The sequence below is a fragment of the Rhodococcus sp. B7740 genome (assembly GCF_000954115.1).
In the GTDB taxonomy this organism is placed as follows: domain Bacteria; phylum Actinomycetota; class Actinomycetes; order Mycobacteriales; family Mycobacteriaceae; genus Rhodococcoides.
In genome coordinates this window covers 482,500-504,190 of the sequence record NZ_CP010797.1, presented here as the reverse complement: position 1 = coordinate 504,190, position 21,691 = coordinate 482,500, and the positions used below count along the sequence as shown (strand labels likewise).

At 65.0% G+C, this 21,691-nt stretch carries 21 protein-coding genes; 9 read left to right on the top strand and 12 right to left on the bottom strand.

Translation table 11 applies throughout. The annotated features are described in order from the left end of the window. The first annotated feature begins 35 nt into the window (after window positions 1-35). Window positions 36-341, top strand: a complete 306-nt coding sequence (locus NY08_RS02275; protein WP_008715485.1) for a type II toxin-antitoxin system VapB family antitoxin — start codon at window positions 36-38, stop codon at window positions 339-341. A 10-nt stretch (window positions 342-351) separates the two neighbouring features. On the opposite strand, the gene hemW is transcribed toward NY08_RS02275, so the two are convergent. Then, complete coding sequence (hemW, locus tag NY08_RS02270) at window positions 352-1,563, bottom strand: radical SAM family heme chaperone HemW (RefSeq protein ID WP_045194664.1); 1,212 nt, start codon at window positions 1,561-1,563, stop codon at window positions 352-354. Window positions 1,564-1,899: 336 nt separating this feature from the next. Here hemW and NY08_RS02265 point away from each other — a divergent pair, with 336 nt between their 5' ends. The 5 genes from NY08_RS02265 to NY08_RS02245 are packed head-to-tail and all read left to right on the top strand — an operon-like array spanning window position 1,900 to window position 7,337. After that, a complete protein-coding gene (locus NY08_RS02265) occupies window positions 1,900-3,618 on the top strand; it encodes a nitrite/sulfite reductase (protein WP_032394756.1) in 1,719 nt (572 codons plus the stop codon). Then, the gene (locus NY08_RS02260; protein ID WP_045199569.1) at window positions 3,615-4,325 is read left to right on the top strand and encodes a phosphoadenylyl-sulfate reductase; all 711 of its coding nucleotides are present in this window, start codon (window positions 3,615-3,617) and stop codon (window positions 4,323-4,325) included. The genes NY08_RS02265 and NY08_RS02260 overlap by 4 nt, the downstream gene beginning before the upstream one ends. Then, window positions 4,322-5,266: a sulfate adenylyltransferase subunit CysD gene (cysD, locus tag NY08_RS02255; RefSeq protein ID WP_032394549.1), complete on the top strand. Its 945-nt coding sequence runs from the start codon at window positions 4,322-4,324 to the stop codon at window positions 5,264-5,266. The genes NY08_RS02260 and cysD overlap by 4 nt, the downstream gene beginning before the upstream one ends. After that, the gene (locus NY08_RS02250; RefSeq protein ID WP_045194662.1) at window positions 5,266-6,570 is read left to right on the top strand and encodes a sulfate adenylyltransferase subunit 1; all 1,305 of its coding nucleotides are present in this window, start codon (window positions 5,266-5,268) and stop codon (window positions 6,568-6,570) included. The genes cysD and NY08_RS02250 overlap by 1 nt, the downstream gene beginning before the upstream one ends. Beyond that, complete coding sequence (locus NY08_RS02245) at window positions 6,567-7,337, top strand: sirohydrochlorin chelatase (RefSeq protein ID WP_045194660.1); 771 nt, start codon at window positions 6,567-6,569, stop codon at window positions 7,335-7,337. Before NY08_RS02250 ends, NY08_RS02245 begins: the two co-directional genes overlap by 4 nt. On the opposite strand, the gene NY08_RS02240 is transcribed toward NY08_RS02245, so the two are convergent. The 6 genes from NY08_RS02240 to NY08_RS02215 all read right to left on the bottom strand — a co-directional run bounded on the left by NY08_RS02240 (window position 7,268) and on the right by NY08_RS02215 (window position 11,676). Next, a complete protein-coding gene (locus NY08_RS02240) occupies window positions 7,268-8,314 on the bottom strand; it encodes a sulfate/molybdate ABC transporter ATP-binding protein (RefSeq protein WP_032394552.1) in 1,047 nt (348 codons plus the stop codon). The genes NY08_RS02245 and NY08_RS02240 overlap by 70 nt on opposite strands. Further along, window positions 8,311-9,114 (bottom strand): sulfate ABC transporter permease subunit CysW, encoded by an 804-nt coding sequence (gene cysW / locus NY08_RS02235; RefSeq protein WP_032394553.1) that lies wholly within the window; start codon window positions 9,112-9,114, stop codon window positions 8,311-8,313. The genes NY08_RS02240 and cysW overlap by 4 nt, the downstream gene beginning before the upstream one ends. Next, window positions 9,111-10,004 (bottom strand): sulfate ABC transporter permease subunit CysT, encoded by an 894-nt coding sequence (gene cysT, locus NY08_RS02230; protein WP_045194658.1) that lies wholly within the window; start codon window positions 10,002-10,004, stop codon window positions 9,111-9,113. The genes cysW and cysT overlap by 4 nt, the downstream gene beginning before the upstream one ends. 6 nt (window positions 10,005-10,010) lie before the next feature. After that, the gene (locus NY08_RS02225; RefSeq protein WP_032394555.1) at window positions 10,011-11,033 is read right to left on the bottom strand and encodes a sulfate ABC transporter substrate-binding protein; all 1,023 of its coding nucleotides are present in this window, start codon (window positions 11,031-11,033) and stop codon (window positions 10,011-10,013) included. 201 nt (window positions 11,034-11,234) lie between these two features. Next, a complete protein-coding gene (locus NY08_RS26625) occupies window positions 11,235-11,324 on the bottom strand; it encodes an Ms4533A family Cys-rich leader peptide (protein ID WP_327205197.1) in 90 nt (29 codons plus the stop codon). Window positions 11,325-11,442: 118 nt separating this feature from the next. After that, window positions 11,443-11,676 (bottom strand): hypothetical protein, encoded by a 234-nt coding sequence (locus NY08_RS02215; RefSeq protein WP_045194654.1) that lies wholly within the window; start codon window positions 11,674-11,676, stop codon window positions 11,443-11,445. 147 nt (window positions 11,677-11,823) lie between these two features. Here NY08_RS02215 and NY08_RS02210 point away from each other — a divergent pair, with 147 nt between their 5' ends. Continuing rightward, window positions 11,824-13,815 carry a glycoside hydrolase family 15 protein gene (locus NY08_RS02210; protein ID WP_373453500.1) on the top strand — a complete coding sequence of 664 codons (1,992 nt, stop codon included), beginning with the start codon at window positions 11,824-11,826 and terminating at the stop codon, window positions 13,813-13,815. Between the two features lie 10 nt (window positions 13,816-13,825). Here the strand turns inward: NY08_RS02210 and NY08_RS02205 are convergent, their stop codons facing one another. Further along, on the bottom strand, window positions 13,826-14,833 hold the full coding sequence (locus NY08_RS02205; RefSeq protein WP_045194650.1) for a nitronate monooxygenase: 1,008 nt from the start codon (window positions 14,831-14,833) through the stop codon (window positions 13,826-13,828). A gap of 150 nt (window positions 14,834-14,983) precedes the next feature. Continuing rightward, window positions 14,984-16,831, bottom strand: coding sequence for a translation elongation factor 4 (lepA, locus tag NY08_RS02200; protein WP_045194648.1), 1,848 nt, complete (start codon window positions 16,829-16,831; stop codon window positions 14,984-14,986). 150 nt (window positions 16,832-16,981) lie between these two features. Here lepA and NY08_RS02195 point away from each other — a divergent pair, with 150 nt between their 5' ends. Beyond that, window positions 16,982-17,551, top strand: a complete 570-nt coding sequence (locus NY08_RS02195) for a type II toxin-antitoxin system PemK/MazF family toxin (protein ID WP_032394560.1) — start codon at window positions 16,982-16,984, stop codon at window positions 17,549-17,551. Between the two features lie 49 nt (window positions 17,552-17,600). Here the strand turns inward: NY08_RS02195 and NY08_RS02190 are convergent, their stop codons facing one another. Genes NY08_RS02190 through NY08_RS02180 form a run of 3 tightly spaced genes read right to left on the bottom strand, consistent with a single transcriptional unit; the run spans window position 17,601 to window position 21,109 of the window. Then, window positions 17,601-18,431 (bottom strand): transglutaminase family protein, encoded by an 831-nt coding sequence (locus tag NY08_RS02190; protein WP_032394561.1) that lies wholly within the window; start codon window positions 18,429-18,431, stop codon window positions 17,601-17,603. A gap of 8 nt (window positions 18,432-18,439) precedes the next feature. Then, on the bottom strand, window positions 18,440-19,414 hold the full coding sequence (locus tag NY08_RS02185) for an alpha-E domain-containing protein (RefSeq protein ID WP_032394562.1): 975 nt from the start codon (window positions 19,412-19,414) through the stop codon (window positions 18,440-18,442). Beyond that, entirely contained in the window at window positions 19,415-21,109 is a 1,695-nt protein-coding gene (locus tag NY08_RS02180; protein WP_442970788.1) for a circularly permuted type 2 ATP-grasp protein, read from the bottom strand. Window positions 21,110-21,323: 214 nt separating this feature from the next. On the opposite strand from NY08_RS02180, the gene rpsT reads away from it, so the two are divergent. Then, window positions 21,324-21,584: a 30S ribosomal protein S20 gene (gene rpsT / locus NY08_RS02175; RefSeq protein WP_027497522.1), complete on the top strand. Its 261-nt coding sequence runs from the start codon at window positions 21,324-21,326 to the stop codon at window positions 21,582-21,584. Window positions 21,585-21,691 lie beyond the last annotated feature (107 nt).

Below are 21,691 nucleotides of genomic sequence, written 5' to 3'. Positions count from 1 at the left end.
TTCTTTCGATTCGGTCCAGCGGCTCGAGGCTCGCGATGATCTTCAAGGGTGTTCGTGACGGAAAGCCGTACCCCGAGCACGGCCTGTCCATCCGCGACTGGTCGAGAATCCCGCCGCGCCAGCTCCGCCTGGACGAGATCGTCACCACCACCAAGGTGCTCGAGCTGGACAGATTGCTGTCCGAGGACTCCACCTTCTACGGCGATCTGTTTCCCCACGCGGTGCAGTTCCGCGGCGTCATCTATCTCGAGGACGGCTTGCACCGCGCTGTGCGTGCGGCACTGAGAAATCGAACTGTGTTGCACGCCAGGGTGTTCGACTACGACGCCCTCGGAGCCTGAGCCAGGTTTTTCAGGCGGCCGTGATGGTGCGCACCACCGCGTCGGCCAGCAGTCTGCCTCGGTCGGTCAGCACGAGATGGTCACCCCGGGCCACCATCAACCCGTCCGCGACGGTCTGCTCGGCAGCGGCGCGCTCGGCCGGCCCCAGCAGAGTTCTCGGCACTCCCGAGCGGAGCCGCACGGTCAACATCAGCTCCTCGAGGTGTCGATCCTCGGCGCTGAGCAGTTCGCTGCCCATCACCGGTAGGTGACCTGCGGCGAGGCGATCGGCGTATGCGGCCGGGTGCTTGACGTTCCAGAACCGGGTGCCGCCGATGTGACTGTGTGCACCGGGTCCCGCGCCCCACCAGTCGCCGCCGTCCCAGTAGCCGATGTTGTGGCGGCACTGCGCTGCGGTGTCGGTGGCCCAGTTCGACACCTCGTACCAGGACAGGCCTGCGGCGTTCAACGCCGTGTCGATGCGCTCGTATCGGCTCGCCAGTACGTCGTCGTCGGGGGCAGGCAGCTCACCTCGGCGAACCTTGCGGGCCATGGCGGTGCCGTCCTCGACGATCAGCGCGTAGGCCGAGACGTGGTCGACACCGGCGTCGAGAACCGCGGCGAGAGACTGGTCCAGGTCACTGTCACGCTCGCCCGGGGTGCCGTAGATGAGGTCGAGATTGACGTGCTCGAATCCCGCCGCACGTGCTTCCTTGGCTGCGGCGACCGCGCGACCCGGCGTGTGCGTGCGATCGAGCACGGCGAGCACGTGTGGCGCAGCGGACTGCATTCCGAGCGAGATACGAGTGAAGCCCGCATCACGGAGCCGGTCGAAGAATCGAGGCGACGTCGATTCGGGGTTGGATTCCGTGGTCACCTCGCCGCCGTCGGTCAGGCCGAAGCTGGACCGCACCGCCCCCAGGACGTCGGCCAACCCGTCGCCCCCGAGCAATGACGGCGTGCCACCGCCGACGAAGACGGTGTCTGCCGTCGGAACGCGGCCCGTACCGGCCTGGATCAGCCCCGCAGCGATGTCCAACTCACGTCGCAGGCCCTCCAACCAGGACTGCGGTGACGCCGACGTTCCCAGTTCACCGGCCGTGTAGGTGTTGAAGTCGCAGTACCCACATCGGGTGGCGCAGAACGGGACGTGCACGTAGATCCCGAATGCGCGGTCCCCCACCCCGTCGAATGCCTCGGTCGGCAGCTCGAAGGTGGACGGGACGGGTAGGACGGTATTCACGCCCTCCAGTGTCCCAGAGTCCAGGCCCACCCGATCCCACTCGCCCTGCCAGCCTATTTACCCCGAAATCGGGGTAAATAGCTGCCGCCGTCGTCCGTCGCCGCGATGACGTGGCACAATGGCTCCCGTGACCGACTCAGGAATTCGACTCGTGGCGCGCCGCCACGTCGATCTCGGCCGTGTCTGCAGCGCGTCGTGTCGACACACGACCGGCTGCTGACCAGCCCTCCTTCGAGCACGTCCATTCGATCCACCGGTTTCCCGCTGTCGTCGAAAGCGCAGATGTCCGCGGTTTCGTCCCGGTTACCGGCCAGCACAAAGATGCAGGAGCAATGCATGTCGTCGACCAGCGACGCGACCACCGACGCTGTCCCCGCCACACCACGGGAGCGCACGCCGCGGCCGACCAAGCGTCGGGCCGAGGGCCAGTGGGCACTGGGTTACCGGGAGCCACTGAACGCCAACGAGCAGTCCAAGAAGGACGACAACCCGCTCAACGTGCGTGCCCGCATCGAGAACATCTACTCCAAGCAGGGTTTCGACAGCATCGACAAGGGCGATCTTCGCGGCCGTTTCCGGTGGTGGGGCCTCTACACCCAGCGCGAACAGGGCTACGACGGCACGTTCACCGGTGACGACAACATCGACCTGCTCGAGGCCAAGTACTTCATGATGCGCATTCGCTGCGACGCGGGCGCGTTGAATCTCGAGCAGCTTCGCACACTGGCGCAGATCTCCCAGGACTTCGGCCGCGACACCGCCGACCTCTCCGATCGGGAGAACGTGCAGTTCCACTGGATCGAGGTGGAGAACGTCCCCGAGATCTGGCGTCGAATCGAAGCGGTCGGCCTGAAGACCACCGAAGCGTGCGGCGACTGCCCCCGTGTCGTTCTCGGCTCCCCGCTCGCAGGCGAGGCCGTCGACGAGATCCTCGACCCCACCTCCGCCATCGACGAGATCGTCGAGCGCTACATCGGCAAGCCCGAGTACTCCAATCTGCCGCGCAAGTTCAAGACGGCGATCTCCGGCCTGCAGGACGTGGTGCACGAGATCAACGACTGCGCCTTCGTCGGCGTGGTGCATCCCGAGCACGGACCGGGTCTGGACCTGTGGGTCGGCGGCGGACTGTCCACCAACCCCATGCTCGCGCAGCGCGTCGGCGTCTGGGTCCCGCTCGAGGACGTTCCCGATGTGTGGGAGGGCGTCGTCTCGATCTTCCGCGACTACGGATACCGCCGGCTTCGCACCAAGGCGCGCCTGAAGTTCCTCATCAAGGACTGGGGCATCGAGAAGTTCCGCCAGGTCCTCGAAGACGAGTACCTGCACCGCAAGCTCATCGACGGCCCGGCTCCCGAGAAGCCCGCTCGGCCCCGCGACCACGTCGGCATCCAGAAGCTCAAGAACGGCCTCAACGCCGTCGGCGTGGCACCCATCGCGGGGCGTGTCTCGGGCACTGTCCTCGCCGCCGTCGCCGACGCCGCCGAGAAGGCCGGATCGGATCGCGTGCGATTCACGCCGTACCAGAAGCTGATCGTGCTCGACGTTCCCGACGAGACGCTCGAACAGCTGATCTCCGATCTCGATGCGCTGGGCCTTCCTGCCCGGCCGTCGCACTGGCGCAAGAACCTGATGGCCTGCAGCGGCATCGAGTTCTGCAAGCTCTCGTTCGCCGAAACCCGCAAGCGTTCACAGGTTCTGGTGCCGGAGCTCGAAGAGCGCCTGTCCGACATCAACAGTCGACTCGACGTTCCGATCACGATCAACATCAACGGCTGCCCCAACTCGTGCGCACGGTCGCAGATCGCGGACATCGGCTTCAAGGGGCAGTTGGTCGACGACGGAGCCGGGAATCAGATCGAGGGTTTCCAGGTTCATCTCGGAGGCAGCCTCGGTCTGGACAGTGCGTTCGGCCGAAAGTTGCGCCAGCACAAGGTGAACAGCTCCGAGCTGGGAGATTACATCGACAGAGTGGTGCGCAATTTCGACAAGCACCGCGAGGACGGCGAACGGTTCGCTCAGTGGGCCGTGCGAGCAGACGAGGCGGATTTGCGATGACTACCAGGCTGAATTTGACGGTGGAGGAACTGAAGGACATCGCCGAGCGCGGTGCCCGCGAACTCGACGGGGCGAGCCCACTGGAGCTGCTGCAGTGGACCGAGGACACCTTCGGTAACGACTTCATCGTTGCCTCCAACATGCAGGACGGGGTTCTCGTTCACCTCGCCGCACAGGTTCACCCGGGTGTGGACGTGCTGTTCCTCGACACCGGCTACCACTTCGCCGAGACCATCGGAACGCGCGACGCCGTCGAGGCCGTCTACGGCGTCAACGTCGTCAATGCCCGCGCCGAGAAGACTGTTGCCGAACAGGATTCGATCGAGGGCAAGGACCTGTTCGCCCGCGAGCCCAACCGGTGCTGCGCGATGCGCAAGGTCGCACCCTTGAAGAAGGAACTGGCGAACTACAGCGCCTGGGTCACCGGTATCCGGCGAGTGGAGGCCCCTACCCGTGCCAACGCTCCGCTGATCTCGTTCGACGACGCTTTCGGCCTGGTCAAGATCAACCCGATCGCACCGTGGTCGGACGAGCAGATGCAGGCCTACATCGACGAGCATTCGATTCTGGTCAATCCCCTCGTCGACGAGGGCTATCCGTCCATCGGGTGCGCACCGTGCACCGTCAAACCTGCCCCCGGAGCCGACCCGCGCAGCGGTCGTTGGGCCGGCAAGGCCAAGACCGAATGTGGGTTGCACGCCTCATGACACTCGACCTCACCTCGGCAACCGTCGGTCGAACCCATCTCGATGCAGATCGGTTCGACACCCTCGACGCACTCGAATCCGAGGCCATCCACATCTTCCGCGAGGTGGCGGGCGAGTTCGAGCGCCCCGTCATCCTGTTCTCCGGCGGCAAGGACTCGACCGTTCTGCTGCACCTGGCGATCAAGGCGTTCTGGCCCGCTCCCCTGCCGTTCGCGCTGCTCCACGTCGACACCGGCCACAACCTGCAGGAGGTGCTGGACTTCCGCGATCACGTGGTCGCCAAGTACAACCTGCGCCTGCACGTGGCCAGCGTCGAGGAGTACCTCGCCGACGGACGCCTCACCGAGCGTCCCGACGGCATCCGCAACCCGCTGCAGACCGTGCCTCTTCTCGACGCGATCTCCGAGAACCGGTTCGATGCCGTGTTCGGTGGTGCTCGACGCGACGAGGAACGCGCCCGCGCCAAGGAACGAATCTTCTCGCTGCGCAACGCATTCGGCCAATGGGAGCCCAAGAAGCAGCGCCCCGAACTGTGGAACCTGTACAACGGCAAGCACTCTCCCGGCGAGCAGGTGCGTGTGTTCCCGCTCAGCAACTTCACCGAACTCGATATCTGGCGCTACATCGCCCGTGACGATGTGGAGTTGGCCAGCATCTACTACGCCCACCAGCGCCCGGTGTATCAGCGCGACGGCATGTGGATGACGCCCGGCGTCTGGGGCGGACCGGCCGAGGGCGAAGAGCTGCAGACCCTGTCGGTGCGCTACCGCACCGTCGGCGACGGATCCACCACCGGTGCCGTGCTGTCCGAGGCCGCCGACAACCAGGCAATCCTCGCCGAAGTAGCGGCGTCACGACTGACCGAACGCGGAGCCACCCGCGGAGACGACCGCGTCTCCGAGGCTGCCATGGAAGATCGCAAACGAGAAGGATACTTCTGATGAGCAGCACGGGAACGCAACTTCTTCGCCTCGCCACCGCAGGTAGCGTCGACGACGGTAAGTCGACCCTCGTCGGACGGCTGTTGTACGACACCAAATCCGTTCTGGCAGACCAGATCGATGCCGTAACACGGGCCTCGGTGGACAAGGGACTGGCGACACCGGACCTGTCGCTGCTCGTCGACGGCCTACGCGCCGAGCGCGAACAGGGCATCACCATCGACGTCGCCTACCGCTACTTCGCGACGCCGCACCGCTCCTTCGTGCTCGCCGATACCCCCGGACACGTGCAGTACACCCGCAACACCGTCTCCGGCGCGTCGACGGCTCAGCTGGTCATCCTTCTGGTCGATGCCCGCAAGGGTGTCATCACCCAGACTCGTAGGCACGCAGCGGTTCTCGCCTTGCTCGGCGTTCCGCGCCTGGTGCTCGCGGTCAACAAGATCGATTTGGTCGAGGACCCGGCAACGGTGTTCGCCGAGATCTCGGCCGAGTTCAACTCGCTGACCTCCTCGCTCGGGTGGTCCAGCGAGGACGTCATCGAGATCCCGGTGTCCGCACTGCACGGCGACAACGTCGCGGTGAAGTCCGACAAGACCCCGTACTACGACGGTCCGACCCTCATCGAGCACCTCGAGTCGGTTCCGGTCGATGCCGAACCGCACCGGGTCGGTCTGCGTTTCCCCGTGCAGTACGTGATCCGGCCCCGCACCGCGGAATTCCCGGATTATCGCGGATACGCAGGGCAGGTCGCAGCGGGCTCCGTCGACGTCGGCGACGAGGTCGTCATCCTGCCCTCCGGCACCCGAACCACTGTCGAGCGCATCGACACCGCCGACGGCGAGTTGCGTACCGCTCATGCCGGACGCAGCGTCACCCTCGTCCTGGCCGACGACGTCGACGTCTCCCGCGGCGACACCATCGCCTCACCGCAGGATGCGCCCGAGCCGATCGGCGACTTCGAGGCCACTGTGTGCTGGCTCGCCGAGAAGCCGCTTCGTCCGGGTGCTCGTCTGTTGCTCAAGCACGGCACTCGCACCACTCAGGCCATCGTCGGAACACTGGTCGAACGGTTCGACGAGCAGGAGCTCATCGCGCACGAAGGACCGGAGTCGTTGGAGCTCAACGAGATCGGCCGCATCTCCGTGCGCGTCGCCGAGCCGATCGTGGCGGACGACTACGCCGTCAACAGGCACACGGGCAGCTTCCTGCTGATCGATCCCGCCGGTGGCAACACGTTGGCTGCCGGACTCGTGGGTAACGCTCTGGCTGCCGTCGAGCTGGGGTCGGCAGTTCCGGCGTGAGCGCACTGATCGCGGTTGCCCACGGCAGCCGTGACCCGCGCTCGAGCGCAGCGGTCCACCGCGCCGTCGACGTCCTGCGTCGGCGGCGACCGGACCTGGACGTGCGTGTCGCGTTTCTCGATCTTTCCGAGCCCCGCGTCGATCAGGTAGTCGACGACCTGGCCGCTGCCGGTCACAGTCGTATCGTCGCCGTTCCGATGTTGCTGGGCAAGGCTTTCCACGCGAAAGTCGATCTGCCCGAGCTGTTGGACGCAGCGAGGACGCGACACCCTCTCGTGTCGATCAGGCAGGCCGAGGTTCTGGGAGACGACCGACTCCTCATCGAGGCGGTCCGTGATCGGATCGCCGATACCGGTGTCGGAGTCTCCGATTCGACGGTCGGCATCGCCCTGGCCGCCGTCGGCTCCTCGGTGGCACCGGCGAATCAGCGCACCCGTGTGATCGCACAGAAGCTGCTCGCCGGAACGCACTGGGCCGGAGCCGTTACCTGCTTCGCCACATCGGTCTCCCCGTCCCCCACCGACGCGATCGCACAGCTGCGCGCGCTGGGAGCCGACCGCATCGTCGTGGCACCTTGGTTCCTGGCCCCGGGACTGCTCACCGACCGGATCGAAGCGTCGGTGGCAGGCCTACCGGACGTGGTGCACGCCGAGGTCATCGGCGCGCACCCGGCCGTGGCCGAACTGGCGTCGCGCCGCTACGACTCCACCGTCGCACGCGAGTCGGTGGCGTCGGCGATCGTGGGCACGCGGGTGGCTCGTACGTAGACGGTCTCGCCCTCGCGCAGGCCGAGAGCCTCGCTGTCTCCGCGGGTGATCTGGGCCGCGAACAGTTCACCGGTTGCCGCGTTCTTCAATTCGACCTTCACCTCGAAGCCGAGGTGCACCACCCGCTCGACGACGGCACGCGTCACACCGGCCGATTCGGCCGTCCCGCTCGCCTGAGCCTGCGCCAACGACGGGTCGCGTCCGACGCGAATGTCGTGCGGCCGCACCAGAAGTCCGTTGAGCTTGGCCACCTGACCGAGGAACGACATCACGAAATTGTTGGCCGGGCGATCGTAGAGATCCTCCGGGGTGCCGACCTGTTCGATTCTGCCCTTGTTCAGCACCGCGATCCGATCGGCGACGTCGAGCGCCTCCTCCTGATCGTGGGTCACCAGCACGGTGGTGACGTGGACCTCGTCGTGCAGCCGACGCAGCCACGTCCGCAGATCGGCACGCACCTTCGCGTCGAGCGCGCCGAAGGGCTCGTCGAGCAGCAGCACCTGCGGGTCGACGGCGAGAGCGCGAGCCAGTGCCATGCGCTGGCGTTGTCCACCGGACAGCTGCGCCGGGTAGCGGGTCTGGAAACCGGCCAGCCCCACGATCTCGAGCAACTCGTCGACCTTCTTGGCGATCTCGGCCTTGGGCCGCTTGCGAATCTGAAGGCCGAACGCGACGTTGTCACGCACCGTCAGGTGTTTGAACGCCGCGTAGTGCTGGAAGACGAATCCGATCTCGCGGCGCTGCGGACTCACCCACGTCACATCCTGGCCTGCGAGCACCACTCGACCGGAGTCGAGCTGCTCGAGTCCGGCGATGGAGCGAAGCAGAGTGGACTTGCCCGAACCACTGGGTCCGAGCAGCGCCGTCAGCGACCCCTTGGGAATGTCGATGCTGACGTTGTCGAGCGCGGCGAAATCGCCGTAGTGCTTGTTGCCGCCAACGACGGAGATCTCGATCTCGGGGGATGCCTCGGTCATTGTTTCGTCCTCTTCTTGTCGAGGGCAGTCATCAACAGCAGCACGATGACGGCGATCGCCATGAGCAGTGTGGACGCGGCGTACGCGCCCTGTTGGTTGAAGTCCTCGTATCGTGAATTGACCAGCAGCGTCAGTGTTTGAGAGATGCCGGGCAGGTTGGTCGAGACCATGATGACGGCACCGAACTCGCCGAGCGAACGCGCGACGGTGAGTACGACACCGTAGGTCAGGCCCCACCGGATCGCCGGAAGAGTAATGCGCCAGAACGTCTGCCACGAGGACGCACCCAGCGTCGAGGCGGCCTCTTCCTGCTCCTCACCGATTTCGTAGAGCACGGGTTCGACCTCGCGCACGACGAACGGAAGCGTGACGAAGATCGTCGCGATGACCATGCCGGGAAGTGCGAAGATGACCTTGAAGCCGAGGCTCTCGACGCCACCGAACCATCCGTTGGCTCCCCACAACAGGATCAGCGCAACGCCCGTGATGATCGGCGACACCGCGAACGGCAGATCGACGACGGCTTCGAGTACGCCCTTGCCGCGGAACCGTCCTCGCACGAGCGCCAATGCAGTGATGACGCCGAACACGATGTTGATCGGAACCACTATCGCGACGATGAGCAGAGACAACTGCAGGGCGGATTGAGCTGCGGGCGTGGTGATCTGCTCGAAGAACGTCACCACGCCGTTCTCGAAGGTGCGATAGAGAATTGCCCCGAGGGGGAACAGCACCAGAACGGCGAGGTAGAGCAGAGCCACGGTGCGGAGCGTCAATTTGATCGGCAGGCCGATTTTCACGAGATCTGCTCCTCACGTCGGGCCAGGCGATTGCCCACCACGCGAAGTACGAACAACACTGCGAACGCGATCGCCAACAGCACCACCGAGATCGCGGCGGCATCGGTGGGCCGGTCGTATTCGATGAGTTCGCGGATGTACTGCGACGCCACCTGCGTGTCGTTGGGGATGTTGCCTCCGATGAGCACCACCGATCCGAATTCGCCGATCGCTCGGGCGAACGCGAGACCTCCTCCCGACAGCACGGCGGGCAACAGCACCGGCAGCACGATGCGTCGGAAGATGGTCCAGTTGTTCGCACCCAGTGAGGCGGCCGCCTCCTCGACGTCCTTGTCCAGCTCGATCAGCACCGGTTGCACCGCACGCACCACGAACGGCAACGTGACGAACAGCAGCGCGACGATCACCGCGGGCTTGGTTGCGTTGAACACCAATCCGATCGGACTCGCCGGTCCGTAGAGAGACAGCAACACCAGGCTGGCCACGATGGTCGGCAGCGCGAACGGCAGATCGATCAGGGCGTTGACGAATCGCTTACCCGGGAATTCGTCCCGCACCAGGACCCACGCGATGAGGGTTCCCAAGAACAGATTGATCACCGCCGCCGCCACGGACACCAGGAGGGTGACCTTGAACGTGGCCAGTGCACGCGGCACGGTGACCGCATCCCAGAAGCCGGCCAGACCGCCGTCGACCGACTGAACCGTCAATGCTGCCAACGGAAGCAGCACGATCACGCTGAGCCACAACACGGCGACTCCGAGGCCGAACGGCCCCACCGATCCCGGACCCCTGAACTTTCGGCCTTCCCGCCCGGCACGAAACCGTGGTCTCGTGCCGGGCGAGACGGTCGAACCCGCAGCTGCGGCTTCGGTGGTCGAAGATGACATCGATCGCTACCGAGTACTTTCCTGATAGATCGTCGTGATCGCACCGCTGTCACCGAACAGATCGGCATCCACCTGGGTCCAACCACCGAGATCATCGATGGTGTACAGCTGTTCGGGGGTGAAGAACTTGTCGGAGTACTCCGACGCGATGTCGGGGTTCGTCGGTCGGAAGCCCGACTCCGCCCAGATCTTCTGCCCCTCGTCGGTGTAGATGAAATCGTTCAGCGCATTGGCGCGGTCGAGGTTGGCACTGCTGTTGATCACGGCCACCGGATTGTCGATGCGGAACGTGACGGGAACGTCCACGTGCTCGACGTTCTGTCCCTGCTCCTCGATGAGCAGCGCCTCGTTTTCGTAGCTGAGCAACGCATCACCCTGGCCCTGCAGGAAGGCTTCGGTTGCGGCGCGGCCGGATTCGGGCTGAACCGGGAAGTGATCGGCGACGAGGGTGCGAACGAAATCGAGACCGGCCTGCCTGTCCTGGCCGCCGTTGCTCTTCGCCGCGTACGGGGCGAGCAGGTTCCACTTGGCCGAGCCCGAGCTGAGCGGGCTGGGGCTGATCACCTGAACGTCCGGCTTGATCAGATCGTCCCAGGTACGAATGTTCTTGGGGTTGCCCTCGCGCACGACGATGGTCACCACGGAGCCGAACGGCACTCCGCCGTAGGCATTCTGGTTCCAGTCCTCGTCGACCTTGCCCGCCTGCACCAGACGGGTGATGTCGGGTTCGACCGAGAAATTGACGATATCGGCGGGTGCGCCGTCGGCGACCTTGCGAGACTGATTACCCGATGCGCCGTAGTCGGCGTTGATCGCCGTGCCCTCGCCGTCCTCGGTGGCTGCGAACGCCGGACCGATTGCGTCCCAACCGTTCTTGGGTACGGCGTACCCTACGAGAGTCAATGCGGGACCGCTGGCGGTGTCCGGCTCACCGCCGACGACGTCACTCGATCCACCCCCGCATGCAGTGAGGAGAAGGGTTCCCACGGCCGCGAAGGTGGTCAGTAGGTAGCGAGAGTTGTGCCTCATCGAGAGAGGACCTTTCGTGATGATGTGCAGTGAATGCGAGCTGGGCAGAAGTCGACATGGCCGAAGTCGAACCGGAGCACCACCGTGTCCGCGTGCCATCGCGAGATCACCGTGAACCACAGAGGGTTCGCCACGAACCCGACCGCGAGATGCAGGCGCGCGGGCAACGGATCGACGGAACCGATTCGACGAAGGAAGAAATCAACAACAGTCGATGTCGGCGACTGCCAGGATGCCGACAGCAATCAACGCCAACTGATGGCGGACGCGGTACTCGGCGGCAGAAGACACGGTCAGAAATCTAGCAGAGGATCCGGACCGACTCTAATCGGCTAGCGAGTCAGCAACCAGGCGATGACAACCAGCACCAGGAGCGCGATGAGCGCCAACGTGACCCGAGACCGAGGCATTACTGTCCATCCTTCGTCGTAGTGGTGGTCGCACCCGTCAGCTCCGCGTCGCGAGCAGCCCGTGCATCACGCCCGAGCAGGTGCAGAACCACCGCGAGCACGCGATCGAAGACACGTGCCAGCAGGAACGCGGTAGGCACGATGACCAGCAGCACGACTATCGACTGTGGCACGAACGGCAAACCCGTCACCCACAGTTCGACGCCGTCCCACCAGCGTGCGATCGATTCCACCCTCGCAGCTTAAACCAGCTCGTTCCGCTCTCACGCCACGCCGACCGACGACCAGCAGTGGACGCATGCCGTGGATCGGTCGATGATTACGCCATGACGGCATACGAAGATGTTTCGCCAGTGCCCCCGGTGGCCGACGAGCCCGCCATGGGGTCGGGGCATCCAGGTCTGGGCGGGGTCGAAGTTCAGGGAGCGTTGGGCAGCACCGACGCACCGGTGTCCACCCTGACGTCCTATCGCAGTGCCTTTCCGCCGATCGACGACTACGCGTTCCTCTCGGACTGCGAGACGACCTGTCTGATCGCTCGTAACGGATCGGTCGAGTGGATGTGCGTGCCTCGCCCTGACTCCCCCAGTATCTTCGGCGCGGTCCTCGATCGCAGCGCGGGACACTTCCGGGTCGGGCCGTACGGTCAATCGGTGCCCGCAGCGCGGCGATACCTGCCCGGTGGCCTGATCGTCGAGACGACGTGGCAGACCGAAACCGGCTGGCTCGTGGTGCGCGATGCACTCGTCATGGGACCGTGGCACAACACCGACCAGCGCTCTCGTACTCACAAGCGCGCACCGAGCGACTGGGACGCCGAACACATCCTGCTGCGCACCATCAAGTGCGTCAGCGGAACGGTCGAACTCGAGATGAGCTGCGAGCCGGCCTTCGACTACCACCGCGCGCCCGCGAAGTGGGAGTACACCGGCAAGGTGTACGAGGAAACCACCGCCACCTGCGAGGCCAGCGCGGGCGGTGATCAGCCCACGTTGAAGCTGACCACCAACCTCCGCATCGGCATCGAAGGACGCGAAGCCCGCGCCCGCACCCGAATGACGGAGGGCGACAATGTCTTCGTTGCTCTCTCGTGGTCGGATCTGCCTGCGCCGCAGACGTTCGACGAAGCTGCGGACAAGATGTGGCGCACCTCCGAATGCTGGCGGCAGTGGATCACGATCGGCCGATTCCCCGATCACCCGTGGCGAGGCTACCTGCAGCGCAGCGCCCTGACACTCAAGGGTCTGACCTACGCCCCCACCGGTGCCCTGCTGGCTGCGTCTACCACGTCGCTTCCGGAAACCCCTGGTGGAGAACGTAACTGGGACTATCGCTACACGTGGGTGCGTGATTCGACGTTCGCGCTGTGGGGCCTGTACACACTCGGACTCGACCGCGAGGCCAACGACTTCTTCGCGTTCATGTCCGACGTGGCGACAACGGCGAACGGCGAGGTCAATCCCCTCCAGGTCATGTACGGCATCGGCGGCGAGAAGACGCTCGACGAGAGCGAACTGCCGCACCTGTCCGGATACGACGGCGCACGTCCGGTACGTATCGGCAACGGAGCCTACGACCAGGAGCAGCACGACATCTGGGGCACGATGCTCGATTCGGTGTACCTGCATGTCAAGTCGCGCGAGCACGTGCCCGAATTCCTGTGGCCCCTGCTCAGGCGCCAGGTGGAGGAGGCGATCGCCAACTGGCGCAAGCCCGATCGCGGCATCTGGGAGGTGCGCGGTGAACCCCAGCACTTCACCTCGTCGAAGCTCATGTGCTGGGTTGCGCTCGACCGAGGTGCCAAGCTCGCCGACATCCACGGCGAGACGGAGTATTCGGCCAAGTGGAACGAGATCGCCGACGAGATCAAGGCGGACATTCTCGAGAACGGCACCGACTCTCGGGGTGTTCTCACTCAGCGCTACGGTGACCCGTCGCTGGATGCGTCACTGCTATTGGCACCGCTGCTTCGGTTCCTGCCTGCCGAGGACGAACGCATCCGTGCGACGGTGCTGGCCATCGCCGACGAGTTGACCGAGGACGGCCTGGTCCTGCGCTACCGAACCGACACCACCGACGACGGTCTGGCGGGCGAGGAAGGGACGTTCACGATCTGCTCCTTCTGGCTCGTGTCGGCGCTGGTCGAGATCGGCGAACTTCCTCGCGCCAAGCACCTCTGCGAGCGTCTGCTCGGGTATGCGAGCCCACTCAAGCTCTACGCCGAGGAGATCGACCATCGCACCGGCCGTCATCTCGGCAACTTCCCGCAGGCGTTCACCCATCTCGCGTTGATCAACGCGGTGGTGCACGTCATCCGCGCCGAGGAAGCTCAGGTGGCAGGGCACTTCCAGCCCGCCCACTCCAACCCCTGAGCGGGAGGGCTCAGCGGCCGAGTTGCCTCGCCCATTCGGCGATCAGCTCGGCCGCGGGCTTCGCCTGTGCCCGGCGAAAACCGGTGCCGGCCCACATCGAGAGTCCGGACGGATCACCCGCAGCCGCGGCCTTCGCCCGCATCGGCGCGGTCAGGTAGTGCAGATCGGGATACGCCAGTGGTGCGGCCTCGGAGTTCTCGCGCATGAACTCGTTCACCAACCCCCGCGCAGGTCGGCCGGAGAACGCCCTGGTCACTGCAGTGTCGGAAGCGACCGTCAGTTGCTGTCGATGCACCGGCTTGGTGCCGGCCTCGGGTGTGTTCAGAAACGCGGTTCCGAGCTGCGCGGCATGTGCGGCACCCGAATCGAGCAGTGGCGCAATGTCGTTGCCGTCCATCAGTCCGCCGGCGGCGATTCGCGGTAGATCGGATATCTCACGCACCGCGGTCAGCAGTTCGGTCAGCGGCTCGTCGGGGGCCGAGCCGTCGAAGGTGCCGCGATGCCCGCCCGCTTCGGGTCCCTGCACCACGAGAGCATCCACACCGTTGGCGGTGGCCACCGACGCGTCCGACGCGGTGGCGACGGTGGCCCACACCTCTGTTCCTACGGCGTGCAGTTGCGCGACCTCGTCCGCGTCGAACGTCGCGAACGTGCTCGACACCAGCGGTACCGGGTGCGCGAGCAACCAGGCGAACTTCTCGGCGTAGAAGTCGTCGCGTCGGACCAGCTCTCCCGGCTCCGCGTCGAAACGCTCGAACCAGGACGCGAGGTGCTCGGCGTAGGACTTCACGTCCGCACCCGATGGCTCCTCGGGCAGGAAGAGATTGACTCCGAACAGCAGATCGCGGACCGAATCGATCTGCGTTGCAAAGGCTTCGGGCGTCAGCAACGCACCGGCGATCATGCCGAGCCCACCCGCCTCCGAGACTGCACGGGCGAGTTCGGGAGTACTCGGGCCGCCTGCCATCGGCGCACCGACGACGGGAACACGTAGCTGCTTCAGAATCGGGGTCGTCACAGTTTCGAAATGTACTCGCGCGCCGTTCGTGACCGGATTCGGTGGGGCCTGCGCGCCCCTACTGACAACTGCGCGCCCCTGCTCCGAGGTGAGCGGGGCGCGCAGTCGGCAGAAAGTGTGTGAGGTCGCTGCCGGCGACCAGGAGCTGCTCTACTTCTTCGGCTTGTCCGACGAGGATTCCGAGGACAGAGCGGCGACGAAGGCTTCCTGCGGCACCTCGACGCGACCGATCGTCTTCATCCGCTTCTTGCCTTCCTTCTGCTTCTCGAGCAGCTTGCGCTTACGGCTGATGTCGCCGCCGTAGCACTTGGCCAGCACGTCCTTGCGGATCGCACGGATGTTCTCGCGGGCGATGATGCGAGAGCCGATGGCTGCCTGGATCGGAACCTCGAACTGCTGACGCGGAATGAGCTCCTTGAGCTTGGTGGTCATCTTGTTGCCGTAGGCGGCAGCAGCGTCCTTGTGCACGATTGCCGAGAACGCATCGACGGCTTCACCCTGCAGCAGGATGTCGACTTTCACCAGCGCGCCGCTCTGCTCGCCGATCTCCTCGTAGTCGAGGCTGGCGTATCCACGCGTCCGGGACTTCAGGATGTCGAAGAAGTCGAAGATGATCTCCGCCATGGGGATCGTGTAGCGCAGCTCCACTCGGGTCTCGGACAGGTAGTCCATACCGCCGAGTTCTCCGCGTCGTCCCTGGCAGAGTTCCATGATGGAGCCGATGAACTCGCTCGGCGAGATGATGGTGCACTTGACCATCGGCTCGAACACTTCCCGCGCCTTGCCCTCGGGCCAGTACGACGGGTTGGTGACGATGTGTTCGGCACCGTCTTCCATTTCGACGCGGTAGACCACGTTCGGCGAGGTCGAGATCAGGTCCAGGTTGAACTCCCGCTCGAGCCGCTCGCGGGTGATCTCCATGTGCAGCAGACCGAGGAAGCCGCAGCGGAAGCCGAATCCCAGCGCGACGGAGGTCTCCGGCTCGTAGGTCAGGGCCGCGTCGTTGAGTTGCAACTTCTCGAGTGCGTCGCGCAGGTCGGGGTAATCCGAGCCGTCGAGCGGGTAGAGGCCCGAGTACACCATCGGACGGGGTTCGCGGTAGCCGGTCAGCGGCTCGGTCGCGCCCTTGCGGAAGGTGGTGACGGTATCGCCGACCTTGGACTGGCGGACGTCCTTCACGCCGGTGATGAGGTAGCCCACTTCGCCGACGCCGAGGCCCTTGGTGGCCTTCGGATCGGGAGAGACGATCCCGACCTCGAGCAGCTCGTGCGTCGAGCCGGTGGACATCATCGTGACCTTCTCGCGCGGGTTGAGTGCACCGTCGACGACGCGGACGTAGGTGACGACGCCGCGGTAGGTGTCGTAGACCGAGTCGAAGATCATCGCGCGGGCCGGGCCGTCGGGATTGCCGACCGGGGCCGGAACCAGCTTGACGACCTCGTTCAGCAGTTCCTCCACCCCCACACCGGTCTTGCCGGACACGCGCAGCACATCGTCGGCCTCGCAGCCGATGATGTGGGCGATCTCGGCGGCGTAGCGATCCGGGTCGGCAGCGGGCAGGTCGATCTTGTTGAGCACCGGAATGATGGTGAGCTCTTTGTCCAGGGCCAGGTACAGGTTCGCGAGCGTCTGCGCCTCGATGCCCTGCGCGGCGTCGACGAGCAACACCGCACCCTCGCAGGCCTCGAGTGCGCGCGACACCTCGTAGGTGAAGTCGACGTGGCCTGGCGTGTCGATGAGGTGCAGCACGAACTCCTCACCGTCGACGACCCATGGGAGCCGGACGTTCTGCGCCTTGATGGTGATGCCGCGCTCGCGCTCGATATCCATCCGGTCGAGGTACTGAGCGCGCATCGACCGGTCGTCGACGACGCCCGTGAGCTGCAACATCCGGTCGGCCAGCGTCGACTTGCCGTGGTCGATGTGGGCGATGATGCAGAAGTTCCTGATCCTGGACGGATCGGTGAACGTCGTGTCGGCGAAGCTGGGCACTCGTATCCTTCGGCTGGCGTGTTCGAAATGAGCGAACGGGTTTCCCTATCGTCCCACGCCGAGAACGGTGCGCCGTCCCCGGCTGTCCGAGTCGGGTGTTCACGTTGCCGCGGTTCGGGCGATGAGCAGCAGCGTCTGCATCGCTACACTCGCCGCATGGCTGGCAACTGGAGCAGATTCGGCAAGGAACTGGGCAAGATCGCGATGCGCGAGGGACCTCGGCTGCTGCGTCAACTGCAGAAGTCCGGAGCCCTGCAGAAGGGCAAGGACGCGATCAGCGGAACGGCCGCGCGCACGTCCGCTCCGGCACCTCGTCCGGGGCGTCCGGTGGCATCGCAGACCAGACCTACAGCGCAGCGCGCCCGCACCATCGAGTACTCCCCCGACCTGGACGGCAAGGCCGACCCCGGTGAGATCGTCTGGACCTGGGTCACCTACGAGGAAGATGCCAGCCAGGGCAAGGACCGCCCGGTGCTGGTCATCGGACGCGAGGGCAACGACCTGCTCGGCCTGATGTTGTCGAGCCAGAGCAGCCGCGACGGAGATCGTGACTGGCAGTCGATCGGGTCCGGGTCCTGGGACGCCGAGGGCCGACCGAGCTGGATTCGACTGGATCGAGTGCTCGACGTGCCCGAGGACGGCATCCGCCGCGAGGGTGCGATTCTGAGCAAGCCCCAATTCGATTCCGTCGCAAACAGATTGCGTCGCGACTTCGGCTGGAACTGATGCGTGCGCGTTGTGCGTCCCGCGGAAGGACGCACAACGCGCATCGGGCTCACGCCAACCGGGTGATTTCCACGACCACGTCGAGAGCCGTCGAACCGCCGCCGGAGAAGATGCCCTTCAGCGGTGGCACGTCGGCATAGTCACGGCCGAGTCCGACCGACACGTGCTGCTCGTTGACGGCGATCGCGTTGGTCGGGTCGTAACCCCACCAGGCACCGGTCCACGCCTCGATCCAGGCGTGGCTCTGGCCCTCGACGGTCGCACCGATCGCGGCCTGCTTCTTCGGGTGCAGGTAGCCCGAGACGTACCGGCTGGGGATGCCTATGCTGCGCAGCATCAACAACGTCAGGTGGGCGTAGTCCTGGCAGACGCCCTTCTTCTCCGACCACGCCTCGACGGCCGAGGTGTGCACGCCGGTGGTGCCCGGCACGTAGGACATCTCCTGGTTGACCCAGTTGGCGATCTCAACTACCGATTCCTGCGGCGGTAGGCCCTTGGACAGCTTCTTCGCCACCGACGCCAGTTGCCTGTTCTTCGGCACGTACTCGGTGTTGTCGAGGACCTCGTTGAAGCGATCGATCACCTGCTCGCTCGCGAGCTCCTCCCAGGAGGCGTTCTCGTCCGGGTAGACGAAGGGGTCGGTCTCGACCACCGACGATCCGGTGACCTCGAGCTCGGTGTGCGGTGCGTGCAGGTCGAACGCCGTCACCGCTGTGCCCCAGTAGTCGGTGTAGCGGTAGGAACGCGTCACCGGGTCGGTCTCGACTCGGTTCAGAATCACGTTCTGCCGGTTGTCACTTCGCGGCGTCAACCGAGCCTCGTTGTACGACGACGTCACCGGTGCGTCGTACTGATAGCCCGTGGTGTGCACGACACGCATACGCCAGCTCACAGTTCACCTTCCAGTTGATCTTCGAATGTTCCCGAGCCGGCGTCCGTCCACGCAACCCACGGAGCGGCATGGAAGTACTGCTTGGAGATCGCGTCACCGAGTTCACGGCAGGTTTCCTGCAGGGAGAGCAGGCGCTCCTGCAGATCGTCGAGAATTTCACCGGGACGGAGGAATTCGAGTTCGCTACGAGCGCGGCCGAGTAGGCGCTGCGCTTCGGCGCGTGCACCGACTCGACTGTTGGGCTGATGGTCGAGCTGATCGAGCGAACGTTCCGCCTCGTTGAGTGCGTAGAACACCGAGCGCGGAAAGAGCCTGTCCAGCAACATGAATTCGAGAACTCGCTGGGCGTCGAGCGCGCCGCGGTAGGTGCGCAAGTAGGTGTCGTGAGCACCGGCGGAGCGCAGCACCGTGACCCAAGCCGGCGACGACGGCCGGTCACCGGCTCGCGAGAGCAACAACCGAACGATCATGTCGATGCGCTCGACCGAGCGACCGAGCAGGAGGAAGCGGTAGCCGTCGTCGTGACTGAGGGTGGAGTCCGCAAGACCGGCGAACATCGCGGCGCGCTCCTCGATGTAGCTGAAGAACTCGGCCGGGCCGGTGCGCTTGGACGCCCTGATGCGCTCGTTCAAACCGTTGTACGTGGTGTTCAAGCACTCCCACATCTCACTGGACGTGACTTCTCGTGCACCACGGGCGTTCTCACGTGCACTGGACAGTGAGTCCACGATCGAACCCAACCCGTCCCGGCTGAAGGCGACGACCTCGGTGAGCGACCACACGTCGAGCGAGACGTCCGGCTCGTGCTTGAAGCCGAGCACTCGCAACAACACTCGCGACGTGTGGTCCGGATCGACCGTGGCGTCCTCGAGAAGCTGGTGGACGGTGACGTCGAGAATGCGGGCGGTGTCGTCCGCTCTCTCGACGTACCGTCCGATCCAGTAGAGCGACTCTGCGTTGCGCGCGAGCATTTACTGTTCACCGCCGTTCGAGTCCGAGTTCGTTGCCTGCTGTTGCTGCTGCTGTTGTTGCTGATTCATCTGCTGGTCCATCGTCAGCTCCGGGCCCTGTTCGGCCATCGGCGACTCCGGTGGAACGCTGACGATCTCCTCGCCGGCAAGCTCCTGCTCCTCCAGAGAGGTTCGGGTGGCGAGTACCCAGGTGTCCTTGCTGCCGCCGCCCTGGCTCGAGTTGACCACCAGGGATCCCTCCGGCAACGCAACCCGGGTCAAGCCGCCGGGCAACACCCAGACGTCGTCGCCGTCGTTGACGGCGAACGGCCGCAGGTCGACGTGGCGCGGTACCAATCGATCGCCGATCTTGGTCGGCACCGTCGAGAGCTGCACGACGGGCTGGGCGATCCAACCGCGCGGATCCGCGCGAACCTTCTTGCTGATCGTGGCGAGTTCCTTCGGCGAGGCGTCGGGCCCGAAGACGATGCCGTAGCCGCCCGAGCCTTCCACCGGCTTGATGACCAGTTCGTCGATGCGGTCGAGAACTTCCTCGCACTCGTCGTCGAGCCAGCACCGGAACGTGTCGACGTTGGCCAACAGCGGCTTCTCGCCCATGTAGTAATCGATGATGGTCGGCACGTAGGTGTAGACGAGCTTGTCGTCGCCGACGCCGTTCCCGACAGCGCTCGAGATGACGACGTTGCCTGCCCGAGCGGCATTGACCAGACCTGCAACTCCCAGCACCGAGTCGGGACGGAACTGCATGGGGTCGAGGTAGTCGTCGTCGATGCGTCGGTAGATGACGTCGACCTGACGCTCGCCCTCGGTGGTGCGCATGTAGACGATGTTGTCTCGGCAGAACAGGTCGCGTCCTTCGACGAGCTCGACGCCCATCAGTCGCGCGAGCAGCGAGTGCTCGAAGTACGCCGAGTTGGCGACGCCAGGAGTGAGAACCACCACGGTCGGGTCGGCCTCGTTGAGGGCGGCCGACGCGCGCAGTGCCCGCAGCAGATGCGAGGCGTAGTCACCTACGGCGCGGACGCGGTGGCTGGCGAACAGATCGGGGAACACCCGGGCCATGGTGCGACGGTTCTCCATGACGTAGGACACGCCCGACGGTGACCGGAGGTTGTCCTCGAGGACACGGAACGTGCCCTGCGCGTCGCGAATGAGGTCGATGCCCGCGACGTGGATACGCACACCGTTGGGCGGTGTGATGCCGACCGCCTCTCGGTGGAAGTGCTCGCAGGAGGTCACCAGCCGCTTGGGTACCACTCCGTCGCGCAGGATCTCCTGGTCGCCGTAGATGTCGGCGAGGAACATCTCGAGAGCTTTGACGCGCTGCTTGATGCCGCGCTCGAGACGTGACCACTCGCCCGCCGCGATGACACGGGGTACCTGGTCGAGCGGGAAGGGGCGTTCCTGGCCGGACAGAGAGAAGGTGATGCCCTGGTCGATGAAGGCTCGTCCCAGCGCGTCGGATCTCGCATCCAGGTCCACCGCGTTCGCCGGGGCGAGTGCGGTGTGGATGCCCTTGTACGGAGTTCGGGTGCGCCCGTCGGCGTCGAACATCTCGTCGAAGGCGAGACTGTACTTTCCGACGTCGGAATACCCGCCGAACACTCCGTCGGCTTCGGGTTCGTCACGATCCGCTGACTTGGTTTTGGTCGCTTTGGCCTTGGTGGTGGCATGCGTTGCCGATCGCGGACTCATTCTGGCCATGTTGCTACAGAGACAGGAGTTAGGCGCGGTAGAAGCGTTAATTTCTTGAAACGCATCGTCACCCCGGTCCGGATTGGGTTCTGGCCGATCGTGCTGGTATTCTCGACCTTCGGCGCAGGGCTCCAACGCTCAGCAGCAGACTTCGGGCATTCCAGCATGGATCGCCCTGACCGGAATACCGACGAAGACGACAAGGATTTTACGCGTGGCCAATATCAAGTCCCAGAAGAAGCGGATTCTCACCAACGAGCGTGCACGCCTGCGCAACCAGTCGGTGAAGTCCTCCCTTCGCACCGTCATCCGCTCGTTCCGCGAGGCACAGGCTGCGGGCGACAAGGACAAGGCTTCCGAGATTCTTCTCGATGCAGGCCGCAAGCTCGACAAGGCCGCCAGCAAGGGCGTCATCCACAAGAACCAGGCAGCCAACAAGAAGTCGGCACTGGCTCTCGCAGTCAACAAGCTCTGATACCTCTCTGAGCTCGATCGAGCCCGCCGCATCCGAGAAGGATGCGGCGGGCTTTCTCGTGCGCCGAACTTCCAGTGCGCAGGGCTTGTCCTGCGCTGTGCCTGTCC

What these genes read in the sequence shown, in the direction of transcription:
- NY08_RS02275 (WP_008715485.1), top strand. Translation starts at nt 36, where the DNA reads ATGATCTTCAAGGGTGTTCGTGACGGAAAGCCGTACCCCGAGCACGGC.
- NY08_RS02265 (WP_032394756.1), top strand. Translation starts at nt 1,900, where the DNA reads ATGTCGTCGACCAGCGACGCGACCACCGACGCTGTCCCCGCCACACCA.
- NY08_RS02260 (WP_045199569.1), top strand. Translation starts at nt 3,615, where the DNA reads ATGACTACCAGGCTGAATTTGACGGTGGAGGAACTGAAGGACATCGCC.
- cysD (WP_032394549.1), top strand. Translation starts at nt 4,322, where the DNA reads ATGACACTCGACCTCACCTCGGCAACCGTCGGTCGAACCCATCTCGAT.
- NY08_RS02250 (WP_045194662.1), top strand. Translation starts at nt 5,266, where the DNA reads ATGAGCAGCACGGGAACGCAACTTCTTCGCCTCGCCACCGCAGGTAGC.
- NY08_RS02240 (WP_032394552.1), bottom strand. Translation starts at nt 8,314, where the DNA reads ATGACCGAGGCATCCCCCGAGATCGAGATCTCCGTCGTTGGCGGCAAC.
- cysT (WP_045194658.1), bottom strand. Translation starts at nt 10,004, where the DNA reads ATGTCATCTTCGACCACCGAAGCCGCAGCTGCGGGTTCGACCGTCTCG.
- NY08_RS02225 (WP_032394555.1), bottom strand. Translation starts at nt 11,033, where the DNA reads ATGAGGCACAACTCTCGCTACCTACTGACCACCTTCGCGGCCGTGGGA.
- NY08_RS02210 (WP_373453500.1), top strand. Translation starts at nt 11,824, where the DNA reads ATGGGGTCGGGGCATCCAGGTCTGGGCGGGGTCGAAGTTCAGGGAGCG.
- NY08_RS02195 (WP_032394560.1), top strand. Translation starts at nt 16,982, where the DNA reads ATGGCTGGCAACTGGAGCAGATTCGGCAAGGAACTGGGCAAGATCGCG.
- NY08_RS02190 (WP_032394561.1), bottom strand. Translation starts at nt 18,431, where the DNA reads ATGCGTGTCGTGCACACCACGGGCTATCAGTACGACGCACCGGTGACG.
- NY08_RS02185 (WP_032394562.1), bottom strand. Translation starts at nt 19,414, where the DNA reads ATGCTCGCGCGCAACGCAGAGTCGCTCTACTGGATCGGACGGTACGTC.
- NY08_RS02180 (WP_442970788.1), bottom strand. Translation starts at nt 21,109, where the DNA reads ATGAGTCCGCGATCGGCAACGCATGCCACCACCAAGGCCAAAGCGACC.